Below are 18,409 nucleotides of genomic sequence, written 5' to 3' on the forward strand. Positions count from 1 at the left end.
GTGGTACTATTACCGAGTACACACAATATAGTGTGACTTCTTGCTCTAAAGAGGATGAGGTACTGGAAGAAGTGCTTTTGGAGATCGCTACGAGGAGGTCGAAGGAGTAAACTATGCGGGTTTTAGGTCGCACTCTACTTGTCATCCTGATGGTCATCGGTGTTCTTCTGGTTGCGGCAGGTACAGCAAGCATTGTAGGAGCTGATAGTTGGACTGGCCAGATAGATTGGACTGGCCCAATAGATGATATTAACATTGTCCCTGGAGTTTTCAAGGAAGCTGGGGATGGGGGAGTGGCTCTGGGAGTAGTACTATTGGCAGCCAGTATTATAACAAACCTAAGACCCACTGACTTTTTAGGTGTGGAGATAGGGTTTAGTGACTGACAGGAAACTCACTATTAAGTCACCAAAGAACCGAGGATCAGTAAAGAGCACTGATGGTAGGAAGGCTGCAGGACTTGCCCGTAGGTTCTTTGCCTGTGGGGACTAGCTCGACATCCGGCCAACCTGCATTCTTATATTAGTAGCACAACCACACATTCCAATGCTGTAACTACTTCATGAACGCACAACACTTCCGTATGTAATCTACCGCATTATTGCCACGCAAAATCCCTTCATCCCTTCTACGTGAATTAAGGGTACTTTGTTCAGTCTAGTTCTGTTAGCTGTTAACGCAGTAACAAACTGACGAACTGTTAAACACCTAGCGAACCGTTGACTATCCTGCTGCCAACCGATAAGCGGGTTAGCTGGCATTATTATTCTTTCTTTATACACAGACAACTTTGGAAAAGCCCCACATACATCTTTCTTTTGTCAACCACACGAAATCCAGATTCTTCTAAACCCTCAATAAATTCTGGTGGCTCAAATCTAGACTCCTTGGAATGATGAATCTTGAAATAGCGCTCTATACCATCCAAGCCCTTCTTATTTGGTTCCTGAACTAAGAGAACACCGCCAGATTTAAGTACTCTGTTTATCTCTTTAAGAGCAGTACGCCATTCTGGTACATGATGAAGAACATCAAATATAAACACAGCATCAAATTTCCCAGAAGGAAGTTTAATATCCGTCACGTCTCCAACAAATATATTTGCCGATAGGCCTCTTTGCTTAGCAAGTTCAACCTCTTCTGGCATAATATCGAATGCGAAAAGCTCTTTGGGTTGAAGCTCCTGCATTATTAGCTCTGAGCTATAACCAGAACCACAACCAACATCTAATATCACTTTATTGGTTAAATCAATATGATTCTTTCTGAGGTATTCCTTAAAAGCCCTAAACTCATAATGTCTTTGGAAGAATCCCCTCAATGAAGTATTCACAAGCCTTAATTCTTTTTTGTCTATCGCTTCGTCCAAAGTAATCTCCTAATTCTAATAACGTTTAGCGGCGAAATTCCCCAACTTAAACTTTGTATTATCTACCGTAGTTATGACGGGTCCTCGATTATACATCTAGCCAGAGTGAAATGGAATAGCACTGTCTCTTTACAAGAAACCTTAAATTCGTATTAGCCGGAGTTAAGCCCAGCCAGGCGGATTGGGAGACCGCTTGTCATAAGAGGTATAAGAGTATTATTGTTCACACAGAGTATTTGAAGGAAATAACTGAGAGGACACGATAGCTTGTTCTGAGATGCCCCTAGCGATACCGGGATAGGTATGGTTCGCCGCTGGGAGTGGAGAACCCTGGCGGCGGAAGGATTTTTACATGTTCGGGAAAGCCCCGACGAGCGTAGCAGGCTTGACAAAAAGCCTTTCTTGTGGTAGAGTTTCCACAGGCTGTCGTGCTGGCACCGGTCGACGGCGGGAAATAGCAACAGTAACATACGGGTGGGGACGACGAGGATTCACACCGGCAACAGAATATAGGCATAGTAGGTGTGGCTTTATCGTTTGCCCCAAGAGAAGGACCTTCGCTCGGGGTGGAGAACCTTGGCTGCGAAGGTTTTTTAATTAGATAAGGCTCCACAAAGACTCAGTTTGTCATTTTCTATACATCGTATCGAGAAGCAGTTAAATGAGAGAAAATCGGGGGAATAAGGATATAAGTAGTTCACTGGGAGAGCTGAATGGCTTAATCGCAGGGCGGGGGATTGTGATGATCTTAGACCAAAGAGCGTGAGATAAAAAATGACAAGTTTTATTCAAGCTATTGTAGATACGCTCTTAATCCTCGGCCAGATATCATTGGACCTAATTGGTATGCTGGAAGGCAACCTGACGGCTCTGATCAATGGATTAATAGCTTGGATATGGATACTAGCCGGAATGATTTATGATGCCGAAGCCTTGCTGGAGAAGGGTATAACGCTGATAATTAGCTAAGTGCACAATTGCGGATAGATTTCAAAGCGCCTGGTCCTAAGCTGGGGATTGACAGGGGTTGATAGTCGTGCACAGATGTCGTACAGATACCAGAGGGGGTGAGCCCGGGTGAATTCTCTGTTTAACGAAACGGTGGCAAGTTACTACCTTCGCAAGCAGATGTTATTGGACCTGATTAGTCTGCTGGAAGGCAACCTGACGGCTCTGCTCAATGAAACGATAGATTGGGTATCGATACTAGCTGGGGTGCTTTACGATGTCGAAGCCTTGCTGGAGAAGGTCATAACGATGCTGATTAGCTAAGGGCACAATTGCGGATAGATTTCAAGGATTCACACCGACAACAGAATACAGGCATAGTAGATGAATGGCTCTATCGCAGGGCTGGGGATTGTGACTATCGTGCACAAATGTAGTACAGATATAAAAATGAATCCTGAGTTCGTAGACGAGGGGGGTGAGTCCAGGTGAGTTCTTATTTGTCAGCAACGGTGGACATTTACTTAATTTGCAAGCAGCTGTTCTTGGACATAGCTGGTATGCTGCAAGGCAACCTGACGGCTCTGCTCTATGCAACGATAGATTATGTAGCGTTAGAAGCCGGAGTAATTTACGATGGTGAAGCCTTGCTGGAGAAGCTCATAACGCTGCTGATTAGCTAAGGGCACAATTGCAGATAGATTTCGAGGATTCACACCGACAATAGAATATAGGCATAGTAGGTGGGGCTTTATCGTCTGCCCCAAGAGAAGGACCTTCGCTCGGGGTGGAGAACCTTGGCTGCGAAGGTTTTTTAGTTAGATAAGGCTCCACAAAGGCCCATTTTGTAATTTTCTCTACATTGTATCGAGAAGCCGTAAAATGAGAGAAAATCGGAGGGATAAGGATATAAGTGATTCCCTGGGAGAGCTAAATGGCTCAATCGTAGGGCTGGGGATTGTGATAATCTTAGACGAAAGATGATGAGATAATAAATGGTTTCTTTATATATGGGTTTTTTAACTTTTATGGGTTTTATTGCTGCTGGCGCTGCTCATGAAATAGTCGGCGTGCTCTACATCGTCAAGCAGATATTATTGGACCTAGCTGGTCTATTGGAAGGCAACGTGACGGCTGTGCTCAATACCACGATAGATTGGGTATCGGCACTAGCCGATGTTCTTTATGATGTCGAAGCCTTGCTAGAGAAGGTCATAACGATGCTGATTAGCTAAGGGCACAATTGCGGATAGATTTCAAAGCGTCTGGTCCTAATCAAATATGAATGCAAATTAAGGGTAACCCACAACCGACCTATGTGTACACGAGGAAATTGGCAGCTATCTCGGATGCTTAGACAGCCCCCCTTTTACACAACCCCCTATTTTCACTACTGACTTTCACCCCAATCGTGGCTTATAAAACTTCAGGCTATCCTCAAATGTAACCGACCTGGTATATCTTTGTACCATCTCCAATGATTCCCATCTGCCCGGGTCTTTGATGGTCATAGTATCTACCCCTGCCTTGCGCAATAGGCAAGCAAATGTCCTGCGGAAGGTGTGAGGGTTGCAGGGCCAGCCTGTTTCCTTTTCTAACCTACGCAGCATAGAGGTAATACCCCACTTATTCATGCCCCAGATATTGCCATCGGGTTGATACTGGGCAAGCCATTCCCTAAGATACTCTTCTGATAGCTCACCAAAAGGAGCATAGGCTTCCTTCCCCCCTTTGCCCAGCACCTTGATAACCCTGGATTGCCAGTCAATATCGCCTTTATTGATGTTGGTAAGCTCAGATAATCTCAGGCCCGACTCGGTGAAGAGGGTAATTATTGCCTTGTCCCTAATGTGGTTAGCTTTGTCGATTAGCGGCTCAATTTCTTTTCTGGTTAGACTGGGCGATATCAGCTTGGGAACCATAGGGGCTTCCACCCAGATTACGGGGTTATCCTTGCTCTTAAGGTCATAACCTGACTTTGGTCTATAGAGCCAGTTATAGAATACCCTTATCGCTCGGAAGTAAGCGTGTTTTCTGCCTGGAGAACAATCCAATGAGTTGAGAAAAGTGTTTATTCTACTGGGAGTCGGGGTTAGTCCCAAAACAGGAATCGCTCTGGTTAAGTATGGCTTGTAAAAGTCATCTGTTGTCCTCGGCGATATTCCATTTCTTCTAGATTCTAAAAAGAGGTCAATTGCCTTTTGAGCGTTGGCAACACCTCTCCCTTTGTTGGTGGTATAATAGTAATCCGTGAGTGCTTGGAGTAGTCTACTGGAAGGTGGTCGCTTGCCATTCTTAACCTGGGAGATATAGGATTTGCTTAAATTGCTTAACTCTGCTATCTGTGAAACAGACAATTTGTTAAGCAGTTTAGCTGTGTCTAAGCGGACTGAAAATCCGCGTGTCGGCGGTTCAACTCCGCCCCTCGGCACTTTTAACTGAAACCTTCCGTGAACATTTCCTATCTGAGCTAGCTTGAGATAGAGGAACGCCCTTCCATATGCCGCACCTCGGCCTCCTGAACTCTCAGTAATTTAAAGAGTGACTGCAATGCTAGTATAAAAAGCAGAAAATGACACTCAGGAACAAAGCGCTTATACACTATTGATAAAAGTCGGGCGTCGTGTTAGCAATTATCTGAGGGGGAGATATGACCATAGAAACTAAACGGATAGTATGCGGCTTTTGTGCCAGTCACTGCCGCTATAAAGTCAGGGTCGAGGACGGCCGATTTCTGGGCGCTGACCTGCAGAAGAGGACAGATTCGCCTACCGCCGAGCGGTGGAGGAAGATAGTTGCAGCCTGCCCCCGCGCGCTCGCTGCTCCCGAATTTCTTTATCACCCCGACAGGCTCAACTACCCGCTGAAGCGGGCTGGCAAGCGTGGAGAAGGCAAGTGGCAACAGATTGGCTGGGAGCAGGCACTGGATGAAATAGCAGAAAAATTGGCAGAGATAAAAGATAATTGCGGCCCTGAGGCGCTTGCTATTGCTACCAGCGGCGAGCAGAACTCCGCAGATGAATACCGGGTGCGTTTCCAGTCCCTTTTTGGCACACCGAACCTGCTCGGCCCGCCCAGTTGTGGTGCCGGCATGACGCTGAGCCACCTCCTCACCGGGTGGATGGTCTACCTGCCCTATATCCACCCGGAAACCCGCTGCGTTATGCTGCTGGGGGCAAATCCCCAAGCGGCAGCCCCGCAATTGTGGAACGGCATCCGTGCGTTACAGAAACTCGGGCTCAAGCTAATCGTGGTGGACCCCAGGGGTACGGAGCCCGCGGTAGAAGCTGCTCTGTGGCTGCAGCCCCGGCCGGGCACCGATGCTGCCCTGCTGCTGGGCATGATAAACACGATTATAAGCGAGGGGCTTCACGATAAGGATTTTGTGGACAGGTGGTGCTATGGATTCGAAAAGCTTGTGGAACGGGTGAGGGATTACCCGCTCCAGAGGGTTGCAGGTATCACCGGGGTGCCATTAGAGAAGATCGGGGAAGCTGCCCGGATGTATGCCACCAACAAACCAGGCTTAATCTTCCACGTTAATGGGTTGGAGGAGCAAGCTAATGCGACTCAAGCCCTACACAGCAGGTACATCCTGGCGGCGATAACCGGAAACATAGACATACCGGGTAGCGATGCGTTGCTGGAGCCCCATCCCCGCGTCAGGCTGGTGGCCGATGTGGAAATGCTGGATAAGATGAGCGGTGAGCAGAAGAGCAAGATGATCGGTGGGGAAAGGTTTAAACTCTACTCCTGGCCTGTCTTCGAGAGGCTCAGGGAGATTGTGGAGAAAACCAGAGAGCGATCGCTATCAAGCTTCTGGATCTCAGGCTACGCTCATGCCCCTTCGGTGTTTCGCGCCATGATCGACGGGAAACCCTATCCGGTCAAGGCGATGGTAACGATAGCCAAGAACCCGCTCCTCACCTTTCCCAACGCAAAGCTGATCTATCAAGCGCTAATGAAGCTAGAGCTTCATGTGGCTATGGATGTGTTCATGACGTCCACCTGTCGCATTGCCGACTATGTGCTCCCTGCGGCCTGCGGTTTGGAGAAACCCATAATCCATGGGGGCGATTACTTCCTCCACCTGCAGGCGGGTGAAGCCGCTGTCGCACCGCTTTATGAGCGAAAGCCGGAGTACTATCTATGGCGTGAGCTGGGGATAAGGTTGGGGCAGGAGGAATACTGGCCGTGGATGACCCTGGAAGAGGCCTATGACTATCGCCTTGAACCAATGGGTGTTACCTTCAGGGAGTTCATGGATAGCAAGGGCTACGATAACCCCACGCTTCGATACAGGAAATACGAAGAGAGGGGTTTCGGCACGCCTACAGGCAAGCTCGAGCTATACTCCACCATCCTTGAGGAGATGGGGTATGACCCACTGCCCAGCTACACCGAGCCGCCGCGGAGCCCGGTAAGCGACCGGAAGCTGGCAAGGGAGTTCCCCCTAACTCTACTCTCAGGTGGCCGGAACCGCCGCTATTACCATTCACAGGGTCGCCAGCTTGAGTCCATTCGAAAACGGTCTCCAGAGCCGATAGCCCAGATTAACCCGGAAGCAGGTATCCAGTGGGATATTAAAGATGGCGACTGGATGTGGATCGAGACGCCGGTGGGAAGGGCCAAATTCAGATGTAAGTATTTCAGGGGGCTCGAACCTGGTGTAGTACAGGCAGAGCATGGCTGGTGGCTCCCTGAAGACCCTTCCCCCGATAGCCTGTGGCGATCGAACATAAACGCGGTGCTGGACGATGATCCCGACCTCTGTGACCCGGTAAGCGGAAACTTTGTGCTCAGGGGACAGCTGTGCAGGGTGTACAAGGCTGAGGGTTAGAGGGGAGCGTGATGGCCGTAGATGAGTGTTGCACACTCATCCAGGAAGCTCGAATATCGATCGGAGGCAATTTAACCATAAGCCGGAAGGAGCTGAAACCATTTGTCCACAAACAAGGAGGAGCTTAAACAAATGATAATTGAATTTCTGAAAAAGCATTATGGGGGCACCATGGCCGCTATCGCGGTGTATTTCGAAAATCTCGTGAAAGGAGTTCTCGGTGACCAGCCCAGAACGGAAAAATCCTGAGAAACTCGCCCCGCCCTGCGGTCTCTACTGCGGTGCCTGCTCGATCCTTGCTGCTATTAGGAAGAACGATCCTCAACTCCTGGAACTGATCGCCGGGGGGGTCGCCAAATATCTAGGGCATCCGGTAGAGGTAAAGGATCTTACCTGTGATGGTTGTCTCTCAGACGTAAGAGCTATCATGTGCCGCGAATGTAACCTGCGGGCATGCGCCTTCGAGAAAGGGTTGACCCACTGCGCGCAGTGCGATGATTTTCCCTGTCAGCAGATCATCGATTTTAATAACGATGGCTTCCGGCACCACAGTGAGGTTCTGGACAACATCGGGCGCCAGCGGGAGATCGGTCTTGATGCCTGGGTTAAGGAGCAGGAGGAGAGGTGGCGCTGCCCCGGATGTGGCTGCGTTGTCGACTGGTATGCTGGTAAGTGCCCCAACTGCGATGCTACCCTGAAGGGGCACTTCTAGTTGACATAGGCCTTTTCACCCTCGTATTAGCGCCAACTGGTGTCCGGTCGGCCTGGCTCTCGACTAGCTGGTTTGGCAACACCAAATACAACGTCCTTGACCGAGAAGCTGACAATATGCTATTCTACACGAGTGCAGGGGATGGGATGCGCTAACTGAAAATCCGCATGTCAGCAGTTCGACTTCTCGGCAAGAGAAGCAGCGAGCTGATGATTAGGAAGTTAGAGGACGAAAAGCCGGAGTGGCGGAACAGGTAGACGCGACGGTCTCAAAAACCGTTGGGGGGCGACTCCCGTGTCGGTTCGATCCCGACCTTCGGCACTTTTCTGCGCGTTGAGGCGATAGATCCGGGACCTGGCAGGTCGAAAAATGCCGAGTTGTGTAGCGGTAGCACGGGGGACTTTGGATCCCTAAGCCCAGGTTCGAATCCTGGCTCGGCAGCTTTTTCGAGCTTCAGTGAGGGCATCGCGGCAGGTCAGAGGAGTATCCAGTAGGCTTAGGGCTTTTCGCCCCTTTTGGGAGTTAAAAGGCAGCGGAACGAAGATTCCCCGATAGCTCAATGGTAGAGCGAGCGGCTGTTAACCGCTAGGTTCGAGGTTCGAGTCCTCGTCGGGGAGCCAAGTTGTCTAATAGATAGAACTCCTCGTTCAATAGTTCCGTCTTTTTAACGGGCGTAGGAATTAGTTAATAGTCACCTGCTCTGGCTCGAGCTCTTATCCTCACAGTAAAACATTTTTAAAATGCCTTTCGCTCTATAAAATTGCCTCAAAATGGAAGAGTCTTGAGTTACTTGTATATAGCATGAAAAATAGGGCGTATTTTTCCTGTACACGAGATCATACTAAAAGGCGCGGTTAATCTTCGGGACGCCAGGCGATCTTATCCAAGGTGAAAGAAATGGAAGAGAAGATTAGTTACCATAAAAAATCCAGAGAGGTCAACGCCTCTCAAGTCGAGGAGAAGGTAAAAGAACCTTATGTTATGCGGGTTTACCTAGCTGGGCCGGATGTATTCCTCCCCGACGCCTTAGAAATCGGTGAGGCAAAGAAACGCATCTGCGCTCAGTATGGATTCGAGGGAATATACCCGCTGGATGCTCATTTTGATGTATTGTTTAATCTGAACTCTTCCGTTGACATGGGTCACGCGACCTTCGACCTAATGGTGGAACTGATGGATAGTTGCGACCTTGTGATCGCGAATCTGACTCCATTCCGAGGACCGAGCACGGATATCGGCACCGCGGTTGAAATTGGTTACATGTATGGGTGTGGCAAGCCTGTGTTCGGATACACCAATGTGGTCAAGGACTACGCTGAGCGCGTTGAGCCCGATGGCTTCTTCGTAGAGTCTTTCGGGTTGTTCGACAATTTGATGGTCGAGGGTCCTGTTTGCCGAAGCGGCACGGTCGTAGTTCGGGTGAATGTTCCACCTGATAGGATATACACATCTCTAGAAGGTTTCACTGGGTGTGTGCGACAGGCGGCTGAGGTGCTGCTAAGTAATCAGACCTGATTAGACGGTGGGGATAAGAATGCGGAGCTAACATGGAAGGAGCCTACCGACCCATTGGCTGTTGTATAGAGGGCGTGCACTGGCAGTGACTTTAGTAGGTATATAAATAACAGAATTGGCTTGGGCGCAGTTAAAAAGTGGAAATCCAGATTTGAATTTTAAAAGCGGTGTTTGCAGTCTTCCCGTGTTATCACGGTTCTAACTAAAGGAGAATGGAGTATATTTATGATAGAAACTAACGCAAATAACTCGCTACGCTTTCGACTTTGGAATTGGAAAGGAGCATGACTAATGGACATAAATATACGACCAGCCCGCCCTGAAGATGCGAAGTTGATCGCGTGGTGCATGCTCATGGCAGGCAGGTCACACATGGAGATAGGCATTTGGGATCTTATCATATCTCAGCCGGAGGACAGGTGTCTGCACTTCCTCGAGATGTTGACCTTACAGGAGCCACGGCATATGTGCTATTATACGGAATTTCTTGTGGCAGAAGTTGATGGCCACCCGGCAGCTGCACTTGAAGGCTTCGATCCTGTTAAAAACGGGGAAGCGACTGTCGCTATGCCCATGGCAGCGGTCATCGAGAAGATGGGATTGACAGAGCAAGATATGGCCCCCGGCCAGCGGAACCTCGCGGCGTTTATGACCTGCCATCCCGACTTCGCAGATGGTGCTTGGATTATCGAACACGTGGCGACCCTCCCGGAGTACCGCCGCATGGAGGCTGTCAGCAAGCTACTCGAGGCGATCCTAGACAAGGGGCGCGATCAGGGCTTTCGCCTGGCACAGGTAGGCTTCTATATCGGCAACACGCCGGCGGAGCGCGCTTACAAGAAAGCGGGCTTCAAGTATGCTGATGAAAAACGGCACCCTGATTTTGAGGCTTTGATAGGGTGCCCGGGCATGGTCCGCTTGCTGCGCGATCTTTGAGTGTAAATAGTAGTTCGCTGCTCAGAGTAGGATCGAAGCGGTGTTCGTTGGCTTGATCTGTATCACGAATCTATCAGCAACCGATGTTACTCAAGATACGGGCATTATGTTCGATAAGAATTCGTGATATTTTTATTCTATAAGAAGCGTAAACGGGTTGCTTTTTACCCATTGTCCTTGAGAGGGAGAAATCCAGGGTCATAAAAGCTCTGATTCCCCCCTGCTAAGGGAAGCAATTTCTCGGATAGAAGGAACTTCCTTAATCTAATTAGCGCAGGTTATCGGACACTAGTGCTTCAGAAGCGTATTGCCTGGATAGATTCAAGGTCGCTCATATTGAGAACCTGCGCTTTCTTGGCGATCCTTTTAATCAGCTTGGTGAGGACTATCCCGGGGCCAACCTCTATGAAAGTGGAGACACCGACTTCTGCCATGTATTCCACTGAGGCCTGCCACTTAACACAGTGGCATAGCTGCTGAAGTAGCTCCTCTTTAACTTCGTCGATGGTGGTTACCGGCTTAGCCGTGCTGTTAGCCACGATGGGAACCTGGGGTGGGGAAAAGTTAATTCGTGAGATGGCCTGTGCCATACCTTCAACGGCAGGCTGCATAAGGGGGGTGTGAAAAGCGCCGCTCACTTCAAGAGGCACCACACCGATGGCCCCTCTCGATTGGGCCAGGTCCATGGAGCATGCTATTGCCTCGCTATTACCACTGACCACGATCTGCCCGGGGCAGTTGATATTGGCAATCTGGGCACCGCTCTCCAGGCATATCTCCTCCACCGATACCTCATCCATACCGATAATAGCCGCCATGCATCCGGGTTTGCTCTTGCCTGCTTCCTGCATCAGGCGACCTCGTTCCCTGACCAGGCAAACGGCATCGACAAATGAAAGGACGTTTGCTGCTACCAGTGCGGTGTACTCACCGATGCTGTGTCCGGCGACAAAGTCAGGCTTTATACTACCGTTGATCTCCGATGTGGCTTTTAAATAGGCGACGCTGACTGTCAGTATTGCTGGCTGGGCATGGATGGTTTCACGCAGCTCCTGCTCGGGACCCTCAAAACAAAGCCGGGACAGGGGAAACTGGAGAGCTTGATCCGCCTCCTCGAAGACCTGCCGCGCCTCATGTGAACTGTGGAGAAGCTCCAAGCCCATGCCGACTGCCTGTGAGCCCTGTCCGGGAAAGACATAGGCGATCTTGGGTGTCGGTTTCGTATCCAGTTCAGCCACGACCTAACTCAATTATTCAGCAGTAGCTGAAATCCTCCTCAATTGCCCACTCAACTTCGCTGTTGTCTTTGAGGACGGAAACAATATGGTTCTTATGATACAGTTGTTCGACTCGATACAAGTGCCCTCCATAGTCCAATACAATATGATTCTCATCGGGAACCGAGACCACCCGACAGGCCTTTAGCCCACCGATACCGATTCCGATAGCTTTTAAAGTCGCCTCTTTCGCAGTCCAGTAGCGAAAGAAGGTATACCAGGACTCTTCTTTGCCCAGGTCCCATTCTTGGTCGCTCGCCACCAGGCTGAATATTGACTCTTGCCGGGGTTTTATTTCCTCTATGTCGATCCCCACCCTTTCTTTACTCATAACCGCTGCCACGTACTTTGGTTTATGGGCGAGTGACCAGTAGTTGCCATCAAAAGGGCACGGAACGTCATTTTGGTCTTTACGTAGCTCTCCAAGGGTAACTCCGCCCTTTTCCGCGCTCAGCCTTAATGCCTCCCTGGCGATTCTGCTTAGCCTGGATACCCTTTCTCTTCCTGATAGCTTGTGTCCGGCTTGGGCAACTGGCAAGATTACTGGAAACAAAGTCATCGGTCTGCTCAATCCCTAATCGCCTTATCAATAAGATCTTTGTCGAAGTAGTTGGTCGACATTCCGCAGTCCACGATTATGCTCTGGGCATTTATGCCGCTGGATCGATCGCTCAGTAGGAATACCACCGCATTGGCAACTTCTTTGGTCTCGATAGCTTTCTTGCGTAGACTCAATTGTTCGGCGTAAAGGTAATAGTCAAGGTATCCTGGTATCCCTGCGGATGAAGAGGTTTTCAATAAGCCGGCCTTGACTGAGTTGAACCTGACTTGGGAAAACGAGCTGAAGGATTTGGCCAGAAAGCACAAGGTAGAGTCCAGGGCAGCCTTTACAGGCGCCATCCAGCCATAGGGTTCGGCTGCTATTTTGGTGGCTGAGATCGATATGGTGACTATGGATGCCTTTTCATCCAGGAGGTCTTTAAATGCGTTGGCAATACTGATCAACGAGAAACAGGATATGTCGATGGATTGCAGGAAGTCTTTCTTCCTTGTTTGGTGAAATGGCTTGAGTCCCTCTTCGTAGTTGGCAAAAGCAATGGCATGAACGATGCCATGAATCTTGGGATACTTCTTGGAGACCTCTTTAGCTAGTTTCGTGATTTCGTCTTCCCGCTCGACATCACATATGTAAACTTCTGCGCCCGGGAAGAGCTTGGAAACGCTTTCTTCGTGTGCCGCAGACTGAACTGAATGGATGACCTTCGCCCCTGCCTCAGAGAGAACCTGGCTAACGAAGAAGGCCACGCTCTTTTTATTGGCCACACCGAAAACTAGGAAGGTTTTACCTGAGATGTCCAAGAAGTCCATAGTATCTCCTCTATCTTTGTATTTAGATTTCGGCTTTAACTAGGCTAACCGCAAACTCCACCGTTACGGCCGTCTTCCCGGCAACCGATGCACTGCCTTTCATGAAGGAGGCGTTGCTCACTGTCTCCACGACCTCCGCTTGTAGCTCCAGCAGATCGCCCGGCCTGACGATGTTCTTGAATTTTGCGTTGCTGATACGGGTCAGCACGGGGGTGCCGCCGCCAACACCGCCTAGGATGTTTGATAGTAGAATCCCAGCGGCTTGGAAGATGGATTCACAGATGAGTACCCCGGGCATGATCGGATTCCCAGGGAAGTGCCCCTGGAAAAACGACTCGTCCGAGCTCATTTCCCTGGTCGCCTTGATCTTGTTCTCCGTTAACTCTGTGATCTTGTCGACGAACAGAAACGGTGGGCGGTGGGGTATGGCCTTTAGTATCTCTTCCATTTTACAAACCTCCCGTTACTTCTAGTACAGAACCGTTGACATAAGACGCTTCCTTAGACGCCAGGAAAAGAACACAGGCAGCGACCTCCTCGGTCTTCCCGAATCTCTTTAAAGGCACCTGGGCTACATAAGAATCGCGTAATTCATCAGGAAGGTCTTGAATTAACTCGGTTGCGATAAATCCCGGAGAGACGCAATTGACTGTAATGCCCCTGCGGGCGACCTCCTTCGACAGTGATTTGGTCAGCGCAACCAGGCCTGCCTTTGAGGCGGCATAGTTTGCCTGACCTTCAAATCCATATTTGCCGGAAGGTGAGGTTATACTGATAATCCGTCCATATCGTTTGCGCATTAGGCTCATCACCGCAAACTTACACATGTAAAAGATTCCGCTGAGATTGACATTCAGCACATCATGCCACTCCGATTGCTTCATCATGGCCAGTACAGCATCCTTCCGAATACCTGCATTATTTACCAGCACCTCGAAGCCTTCATATTTTTTATCCATATATTCGAAAAACTTTTCAACCTCTTCATATTTAGACACGTCAATTATTTGGACATCAATATTCTCAGCGAACTCCTTGTTGTCTTGCTTGAATTGTTCCGTAGCAGCTTCGTTTGAGGCAATGATAACCCGAGCACCAGCTCTCAGGAAACTCTCGACGATGCTTTTGCCTATCCCCCTTGTTCCTCCGGTTACAATAGCGGTCTGTCCCTTGAAATCGTACATCTGTCACCTCCTGCAAAATTAAATCACGACCGTAGATACTTGTCAACATTGTTCGAGGCAATCACCCCGTAGTTAGCAGCGCCCAACCAGCCGGACATAATAATCCCCACCGACCCGGTATGGAAAAGTCCGGGTATTTCCTCGTGAAGCTCCATGCTGACCCTCAACCCTTCGAATTTAGTGCCGAAAGAGGCGCCACGTTCGTGAAGGGTATACCGCTGAAATGTTTTTGGAGTGGCGGCTTCAACATAGTCGATTTTCCCCCGCGCTCCGGGGATATATTTCTCCAGAGTATCGAGCGTCGATTCGATTAATTCCTGTTTGGAGGTATGATATTCTTCCTCAGAAAGGCTGGCCCAGTCTTCGTAGTTTGCATTGGTAGAAGAGACAATAGAGTACATGTCTGAGCCGGGGCGAGTTTCCGGGTAGTATATGGAGAAGGTACGGCTGGTGATATCCCTGCTGCAAAGCATGGTGGAATCGAATTTCTCCGCTACCGAAGTAAAAAGCAAATCCCCTATATAGTCGATAGCTTCACCCTTTTTGATGCCCATGTAGACCTGGCAACTGCTGTTATTCAGGCGTACCTTTCTTGCTTCCTCAATGAAACTTTCAGAAAAGTGCTCGTCACCCACGTATTTATGAATAGTTGATTTAAGATTGCCGTTGGAGATAGCAGCCTTACACTTGATCATCTTGCCATTGGCGATTACTCCCGATACCCTTTGATCTTCGATGACAATTTTTTCCACCAGGGCCCTGGTCCGAATATCGACCCCATTTCTGGTAAGCTCATCCCGCATTTTGCCGATAAATTTATCGGTTCCGCCTCTAACAGTGTAAACGCCTTTACTCATAAAATTTGAAAACACGATTCCATAGCTTATCGCCGGGTCATCCAGGGTTGATCCGTTTGCATAGGTGATCGGTTCCATTAACATGCGGACAACGTCGTCATGGCCGGGGAAGAACTTCTCAAAAAGCTCTCTGGTTGTCATCGTTTGGTCGTCATAGAAGTTCATATCCCTGGATGTATTGAAAAAGCCTTCGATATTCTCTTGGGGTATTCTGAATCGCTCCAGCAGGATGCGGGTGAAATCCTCCCTCTCGAAGGTTGTTGTGAGGGAGAACTGGGGGTTGTCAAACCTGATTCCCTTTAGTTGAACGATCATGTCAGCGATTTCAGGGCTCCAGTATTTGCGACAGGTCTTAATCATGCCGACCGGGAATCCGTGCAGGGAAACGTCGAATATGTGCCCCCCCTTCCTCTTGAACCAGGCAGCCAGTCCACCGAGCTGATGGTGCTGCTCCAGCAGTAAAACTGAATAGCCGTTTTTAGCCAGCATGTTTGCATTGGTCAGCCCGGCTAGACCGCTGCCAATGACGATGGCATCATATTCCGGCTTGGTATCCCTCAACCGATCTATCGTTGGCAATCTTTAGCCTGATTATCCCTTCTGTAGTATATGGAGATTTGCCATGGAGATGCCGCTGAGCATTGCTCCAACGATCCCCAGAAACCCCTGGTCTGTCCCGCAAATAAACAGGTTCTCCAGATGTGTTCTTCCTGTCTTGATCTTGTTTGGAGTCCCATATACCGCACCGTTCAAGTGACCCGTGAATCTGTGAATCGTCTTTGGAGTGAAGACATCTGTGTAAATGATTGAGTCACGGAAATCTGGTACGAATTTTACCACCTCTTTAAGAGATGTTTCAAGCCAGGCAGCTTTCTGGGCTTTATATTCTTCCTGCTCTAACTTGTTCCAGAGATCGAAGTTGGCCATGTTGGTTACCCTGATCATGGCTTCAGGCAGTGGGCTTTCGAAGTAAAAATTGTTAGGGCAGCAAATAACACCGCTTGAAACATCGACCAAATCGTCCGGTTTCCTATAACTGAATCTATCCGAGTTATTGAAAAAGATGATAGTTGTATCGTAGCCCACTTCCGCAAGTTCTCTATCAAGGACCATGATGAACTCTACGAATGAAAGTCGCCCCACATCATTCTTGAAGCTTTTAGCGTTATAATTTGATAGAAGCCTCATGGTTTCAACGTAACCGGCCGATGATATTATACTATCTGCCGTCAGCACTTCAGCGTTATCGAGCAGTACCGATTCAACCCTGCCGTTGGCAACCTGAATGCTTTTTACACCGCACTTCAGCCTTAATTCGCCACCGTTATCTTTATATTTTTTAACCAGTACATCGAGGATCTGCCGGACCCCGGCCTGGGGTCGGGCAAAACCTTCACAGAGGATGCTCCTAAACATAATAACGAATTGCCCGAATTCCATGTCATTTTCCTGGGCATTGCCGTAGTACATGAGCGGGCAAAAGATCATGTCAACGAGGAGTGGGTCGGAGATAATTGTACTCACGGCTTCTCGAGCCGATACTGGTTTTGCATCCAGGGCCAATGCGTCATATTCAGAAATGGTTTTAAGCAGCTTGTGGAAGTTGTCGGCTTGCGCTGGGAAATTCTCCACCACCTCTTGGATAAAAAATTCCAGGTTGTTATTGAATCTGAGGGTTTTCTCTGGGAACCTGACCGCTGACGTCCGTTGCTGGCAGAGGGCAAAATCTTCAGCTTTTAGCTTGAGCTGCCGCAGCAGCTTTGGCAGTGGCGTTGATTTGGTACCGCGGGGGACATAATTGGTCATTGCATGAAGGCCAACATCGAACTTATGCCCGTCCCGGCTGTAGAATGAGTTTAATCCCCCGACATGATGGTGTTTCTCCAGGATACAGACCTTTTTGTCGTAGTAGGCCAACCTGATGCCGGCGGCGAGGCCGGACATCCCTGCCCCTATGATAATAACGTCGTAACTCATATCCGGGCTCTATACAAAGGCTTCTCTCCTGTTTGGCAAGGGGAGAGATTTTTGCGAACCTTCAAATCCGTTGGTGAAATGAGGTAGAATGATATACCCTGGTCTGCCGGCACCTATTTGCTAAATACCTTCCCTTGCGGTTCCGTCTAAGTGCTTATTACTATTGCGCAAATCTTTTAACGATAAGGGCGGAATTGATGCCCAACATTCCGAAGGAGTTATTTAAGATATAGTCGACCTTATCCACCTTTTTGGGTTCGTTGATTACCAGGTTCTTAAAGGCACACTCAGGGTCCAGGTTGTCCACATTGATCGTCTGGTGAACGACGTGGTCTTCAAATGAGGGTAAATTACCCACCAGTTCTAAGGCGCCAGCAGCGCCCATGCTATGGCCAATGTAACTCTTGGTGTTGTTTATGTAGGTATTTGAATTATCCCCGAAGACTTGTCTGATTGCCTGGCATTCTGCCTTGTCACCTTGAGGGGTAGACGTGGCATGGGTATTTATGATATCGATGTCGCTTGCTGATATGCCGGCTTTCTTGAGAGCAAGGTTCATGCACTCAGCTTGCCTTTGCGGGTTGGGAAGAACGTAATCGGATGCATCCGAGTTGATGGCGTAACCGACGATCTCGCCGTAAATCCTTGCGCCTCTTTTGAGTGCGTCACTCAATTTCTCCAGAATGCACATACAGCCGCCTTCGGAAACGACAACACCGTTTCGGTCCCTGTCGAAGGGACGGGATGCCTTCGTGGGGTCCGGGTGGCTCGCTAACGCACGTTCATTTTTGAAGCTGAGATAAATACCAAAACCGTGGATGACCTCTGAGACCCCACCCGCCAGGGCCAAGTCTACTTCACCCAGCAGCAGCATCTGTGCGCCGTGTATAAGTCCGAGGCTGCCGGCGGCGCAAGCACCTCCCAGTGTGTAGTGCGGGCCGGTAACCCCCATATTCAGGGTGATTTCGCCCGCTGGCGCACTGGCCACAGTTTTTGGGTTCTGATGGTGGGACCAGAGGTCTAGATTGTAGCCGAACTGCTTGAGGTTATAGATTTCATTCTCGGTTTGCACGTTACCGTGCTCGGTAATCCCGACATAGACACCAATTCTCGATTTATCAACGGAGTCAAGATCCAATTTCGCGTCAGCGACTGCTTCGTGAGAGCAGTAAACTGCAAAAGACCCTGCTCGCGTTCCCCGGCGTAGTTCCCTTTTCCCTTGATACTTCAGTGGGTCAAAATCGCACGCGCCAGCTATGACCTCGCCCATGTAGTGGGTCTCGACTTTCCCAATTCCGGATTTGCCAGCGAGCAAGTTCTGCCGAAATTCTGAAAGATTGTTTCCGTTTGGTGCCGATAGACCAATCCCGGTGATTACGATCCGTGTTTCATTATTCATCTTGGCCACTACTTCAATTATAGGATT

20 protein-coding genes and 3 tRNA genes are annotated in these 18,409 nt (G+C 49.2%); 13 read left to right on the plus strand and 10 right to left on the minus strand.

What is annotated here, in order from left to right:
- The first annotated feature begins 113 nt into the window (after positions 1–113).
- Complete coding sequence (locus tag VMX96_04645) at positions 114–386, plus strand: hypothetical protein (protein HUU63192.1); 273 nt, start codon at positions 114–116, stop codon at positions 384–386.
- A 377-nt stretch (positions 387–763) separates the two neighbouring features.
- Here the strand turns inward: VMX96_04645 and VMX96_04650 are convergent, their stop codons facing one another.
- A complete protein-coding gene (locus VMX96_04650) occupies positions 764–1,369 on the minus strand; it encodes a class I SAM-dependent methyltransferase (protein ID HUU63193.1) in 606 nt (201 codons plus the stop codon).
- Between the two features lie 774 nt (positions 1,370–2,143).
- Between VMX96_04650 and VMX96_04655 the strand changes: the two genes are divergently transcribed.
- From VMX96_04655 to VMX96_04670, 4 genes are all read left to right on the plus strand, one after another.
- Complete coding sequence (locus tag VMX96_04655) at positions 2,144–2,338, plus strand: hypothetical protein (GenBank protein HUU63194.1); 195 nt, start codon at positions 2,144–2,146, stop codon at positions 2,336–2,338.
- A 108-nt stretch (positions 2,339–2,446) separates the two neighbouring features.
- The gene (locus VMX96_04660) at positions 2,447–2,641 is read left to right on the plus strand and encodes a hypothetical protein (protein HUU63195.1); all 195 of its coding nucleotides are present in this window, start codon (positions 2,447–2,449) and stop codon (positions 2,639–2,641) included.
- A gap of 221 nt (positions 2,642–2,862) precedes the next feature.
- Complete coding sequence (locus VMX96_04665) at positions 2,863–3,000, plus strand: hypothetical protein (GenBank protein HUU63196.1); 138 nt, start codon at positions 2,863–2,865, stop codon at positions 2,998–3,000.
- A 312-nt stretch (positions 3,001–3,312) separates the two neighbouring features.
- Positions 3,313–3,552 carry a hypothetical protein gene (locus VMX96_04670; protein HUU63197.1) on the plus strand — a complete coding sequence of 80 codons (240 nt, stop codon included), beginning with the start codon at positions 3,313–3,315 and terminating at the stop codon, positions 3,550–3,552.
- A gap of 165 nt (positions 3,553–3,717) precedes the next feature.
- Here VMX96_04670 and VMX96_04675 read toward each other — a convergent pair whose 3' ends face one another.
- Positions 3,718–4,239, minus strand: coding sequence for a tyrosine-type recombinase/integrase (locus VMX96_04675; GenBank protein ID HUU63198.1), 522 nt, complete (start codon positions 4,237–4,239; stop codon positions 3,718–3,720).
- Between the two features lie 728 nt (positions 4,240–4,967).
- Between VMX96_04675 and VMX96_04680 the strand changes: the two genes are divergently transcribed.
- From VMX96_04680 to VMX96_04715, 8 genes are all read left to right on the plus strand, one after another.
- Positions 4,968–7,157 (plus strand): molybdopterin-dependent oxidoreductase, encoded by a 2,190-nt coding sequence (locus tag VMX96_04680; protein ID HUU63199.1) that lies wholly within the window; start codon positions 4,968–4,970, stop codon positions 7,155–7,157.
- Positions 7,158–7,259: 102 nt separating this feature from the next.
- A complete protein-coding gene (locus VMX96_04685; GenBank protein HUU63200.1) occupies positions 7,260–7,406 on the plus strand; it encodes a hypothetical protein in 147 nt (48 codons plus the stop codon).
- Complete coding sequence (locus VMX96_04690) at positions 7,378–7,869, plus strand: DUF3795 domain-containing protein (protein ID HUU63201.1); 492 nt, start codon at positions 7,378–7,380, stop codon at positions 7,867–7,869. The genes VMX96_04685 and VMX96_04690 overlap by 29 nt, the downstream gene beginning before the upstream one ends.
- A 235-nt stretch (positions 7,870–8,104) precedes the next feature.
- Positions 8,105–8,190 (plus strand) — tRNA-Leu (locus VMX96_04695).
- Positions 8,191–8,239: 49 nt separating this feature from the next.
- Positions 8,240–8,310: transfer RNA gene (locus VMX96_04700), tRNA-Gln, on the plus strand.
- A gap of 104 nt (positions 8,311–8,414) precedes the next feature.
- A tRNA-Asn gene (locus VMX96_04705) sits at positions 8,415–8,489 on the plus strand.
- Positions 8,490–8,766: 277 nt separating this feature from the next.
- Complete coding sequence (locus tag VMX96_04710) at positions 8,767–9,384, plus strand: nucleoside 2-deoxyribosyltransferase (GenBank protein ID HUU63202.1); 618 nt, start codon at positions 8,767–8,769, stop codon at positions 9,382–9,384.
- A gap of 291 nt (positions 9,385–9,675) precedes the next feature.
- Complete coding sequence (locus VMX96_04715; protein HUU63203.1) at positions 9,676–10,320, plus strand: GNAT family N-acetyltransferase; 645 nt, start codon at positions 9,676–9,678, stop codon at positions 10,318–10,320.
- A gap of 296 nt (positions 10,321–10,616) precedes the next feature.
- On the opposite strand, the gene fabD is transcribed toward VMX96_04715, so the two are convergent.
- The 8 genes from fabD to VMX96_04755 all read right to left on the minus strand — a co-directional run bounded on the left by fabD (position 10,617) and on the right by VMX96_04755 (position 18,382).
- Complete coding sequence (fabD, locus tag VMX96_04720) at positions 10,617–11,558, minus strand: ACP S-malonyltransferase (GenBank protein HUU63204.1); 942 nt, start codon at positions 11,556–11,558, stop codon at positions 10,617–10,619.
- A gap of 16 nt (positions 11,559–11,574) precedes the next feature.
- Positions 11,575–12,150 (minus strand): 4'-phosphopantetheinyl transferase superfamily protein, encoded by a 576-nt coding sequence (locus tag VMX96_04725; protein ID HUU63205.1) that lies wholly within the window; start codon positions 12,148–12,150, stop codon positions 11,575–11,577.
- 14 nt (positions 12,151–12,164) lie between these two features.
- Complete coding sequence (locus VMX96_04730) at positions 12,165–12,965, minus strand: SDR family oxidoreductase (protein ID HUU63206.1); 801 nt, start codon at positions 12,963–12,965, stop codon at positions 12,165–12,167.
- Positions 12,966–12,987: 22 nt separating this feature from the next.
- Positions 12,988–13,413 (minus strand): 3-hydroxyacyl-ACP dehydratase FabZ, encoded by a 426-nt coding sequence (fabZ, locus tag VMX96_04735; protein ID HUU63207.1) that lies wholly within the window; start codon positions 13,411–13,413, stop codon positions 12,988–12,990.
- Between the two features lies 1 nt (position 13,414).
- A complete protein-coding gene (gene fabG, locus VMX96_04740; GenBank protein ID HUU63208.1) occupies positions 13,415–14,149 on the minus strand; it encodes a 3-oxoacyl-ACP reductase FabG in 735 nt (244 codons plus the stop codon).
- A gap of 23 nt (positions 14,150–14,172) precedes the next feature.
- Positions 14,173–15,576: an FAD-dependent oxidoreductase gene (locus tag VMX96_04745; GenBank protein HUU63209.1), complete on the minus strand. Its 1,404-nt coding sequence runs from the start codon at positions 15,574–15,576 to the stop codon at positions 14,173–14,175.
- A gap of 21 nt (positions 15,577–15,597) precedes the next feature.
- The gene (locus VMX96_04750; protein ID HUU63210.1) at positions 15,598–16,983 is read right to left on the minus strand and encodes an NAD(P)/FAD-dependent oxidoreductase; all 1,386 of its coding nucleotides are present in this window, start codon (positions 16,981–16,983) and stop codon (positions 15,598–15,600) included.
- A 160-nt stretch (positions 16,984–17,143) separates the two neighbouring features.
- Positions 17,144–18,382, minus strand: coding sequence for a beta-ketoacyl-[acyl-carrier-protein] synthase family protein (locus VMX96_04755; protein ID HUU63211.1), 1,239 nt, complete (start codon positions 18,380–18,382; stop codon positions 17,144–17,146).
- Positions 18,383–18,409: the final 27 nt, after the last annotated feature.

The organism is Dehalococcoidia bacterium (assembly GCA_035528575.1).
Classification (GTDB): domain Bacteria; phylum Chloroflexota; class Dehalococcoidia; order E44-bin15; family E44-bin15; genus DATKYK01.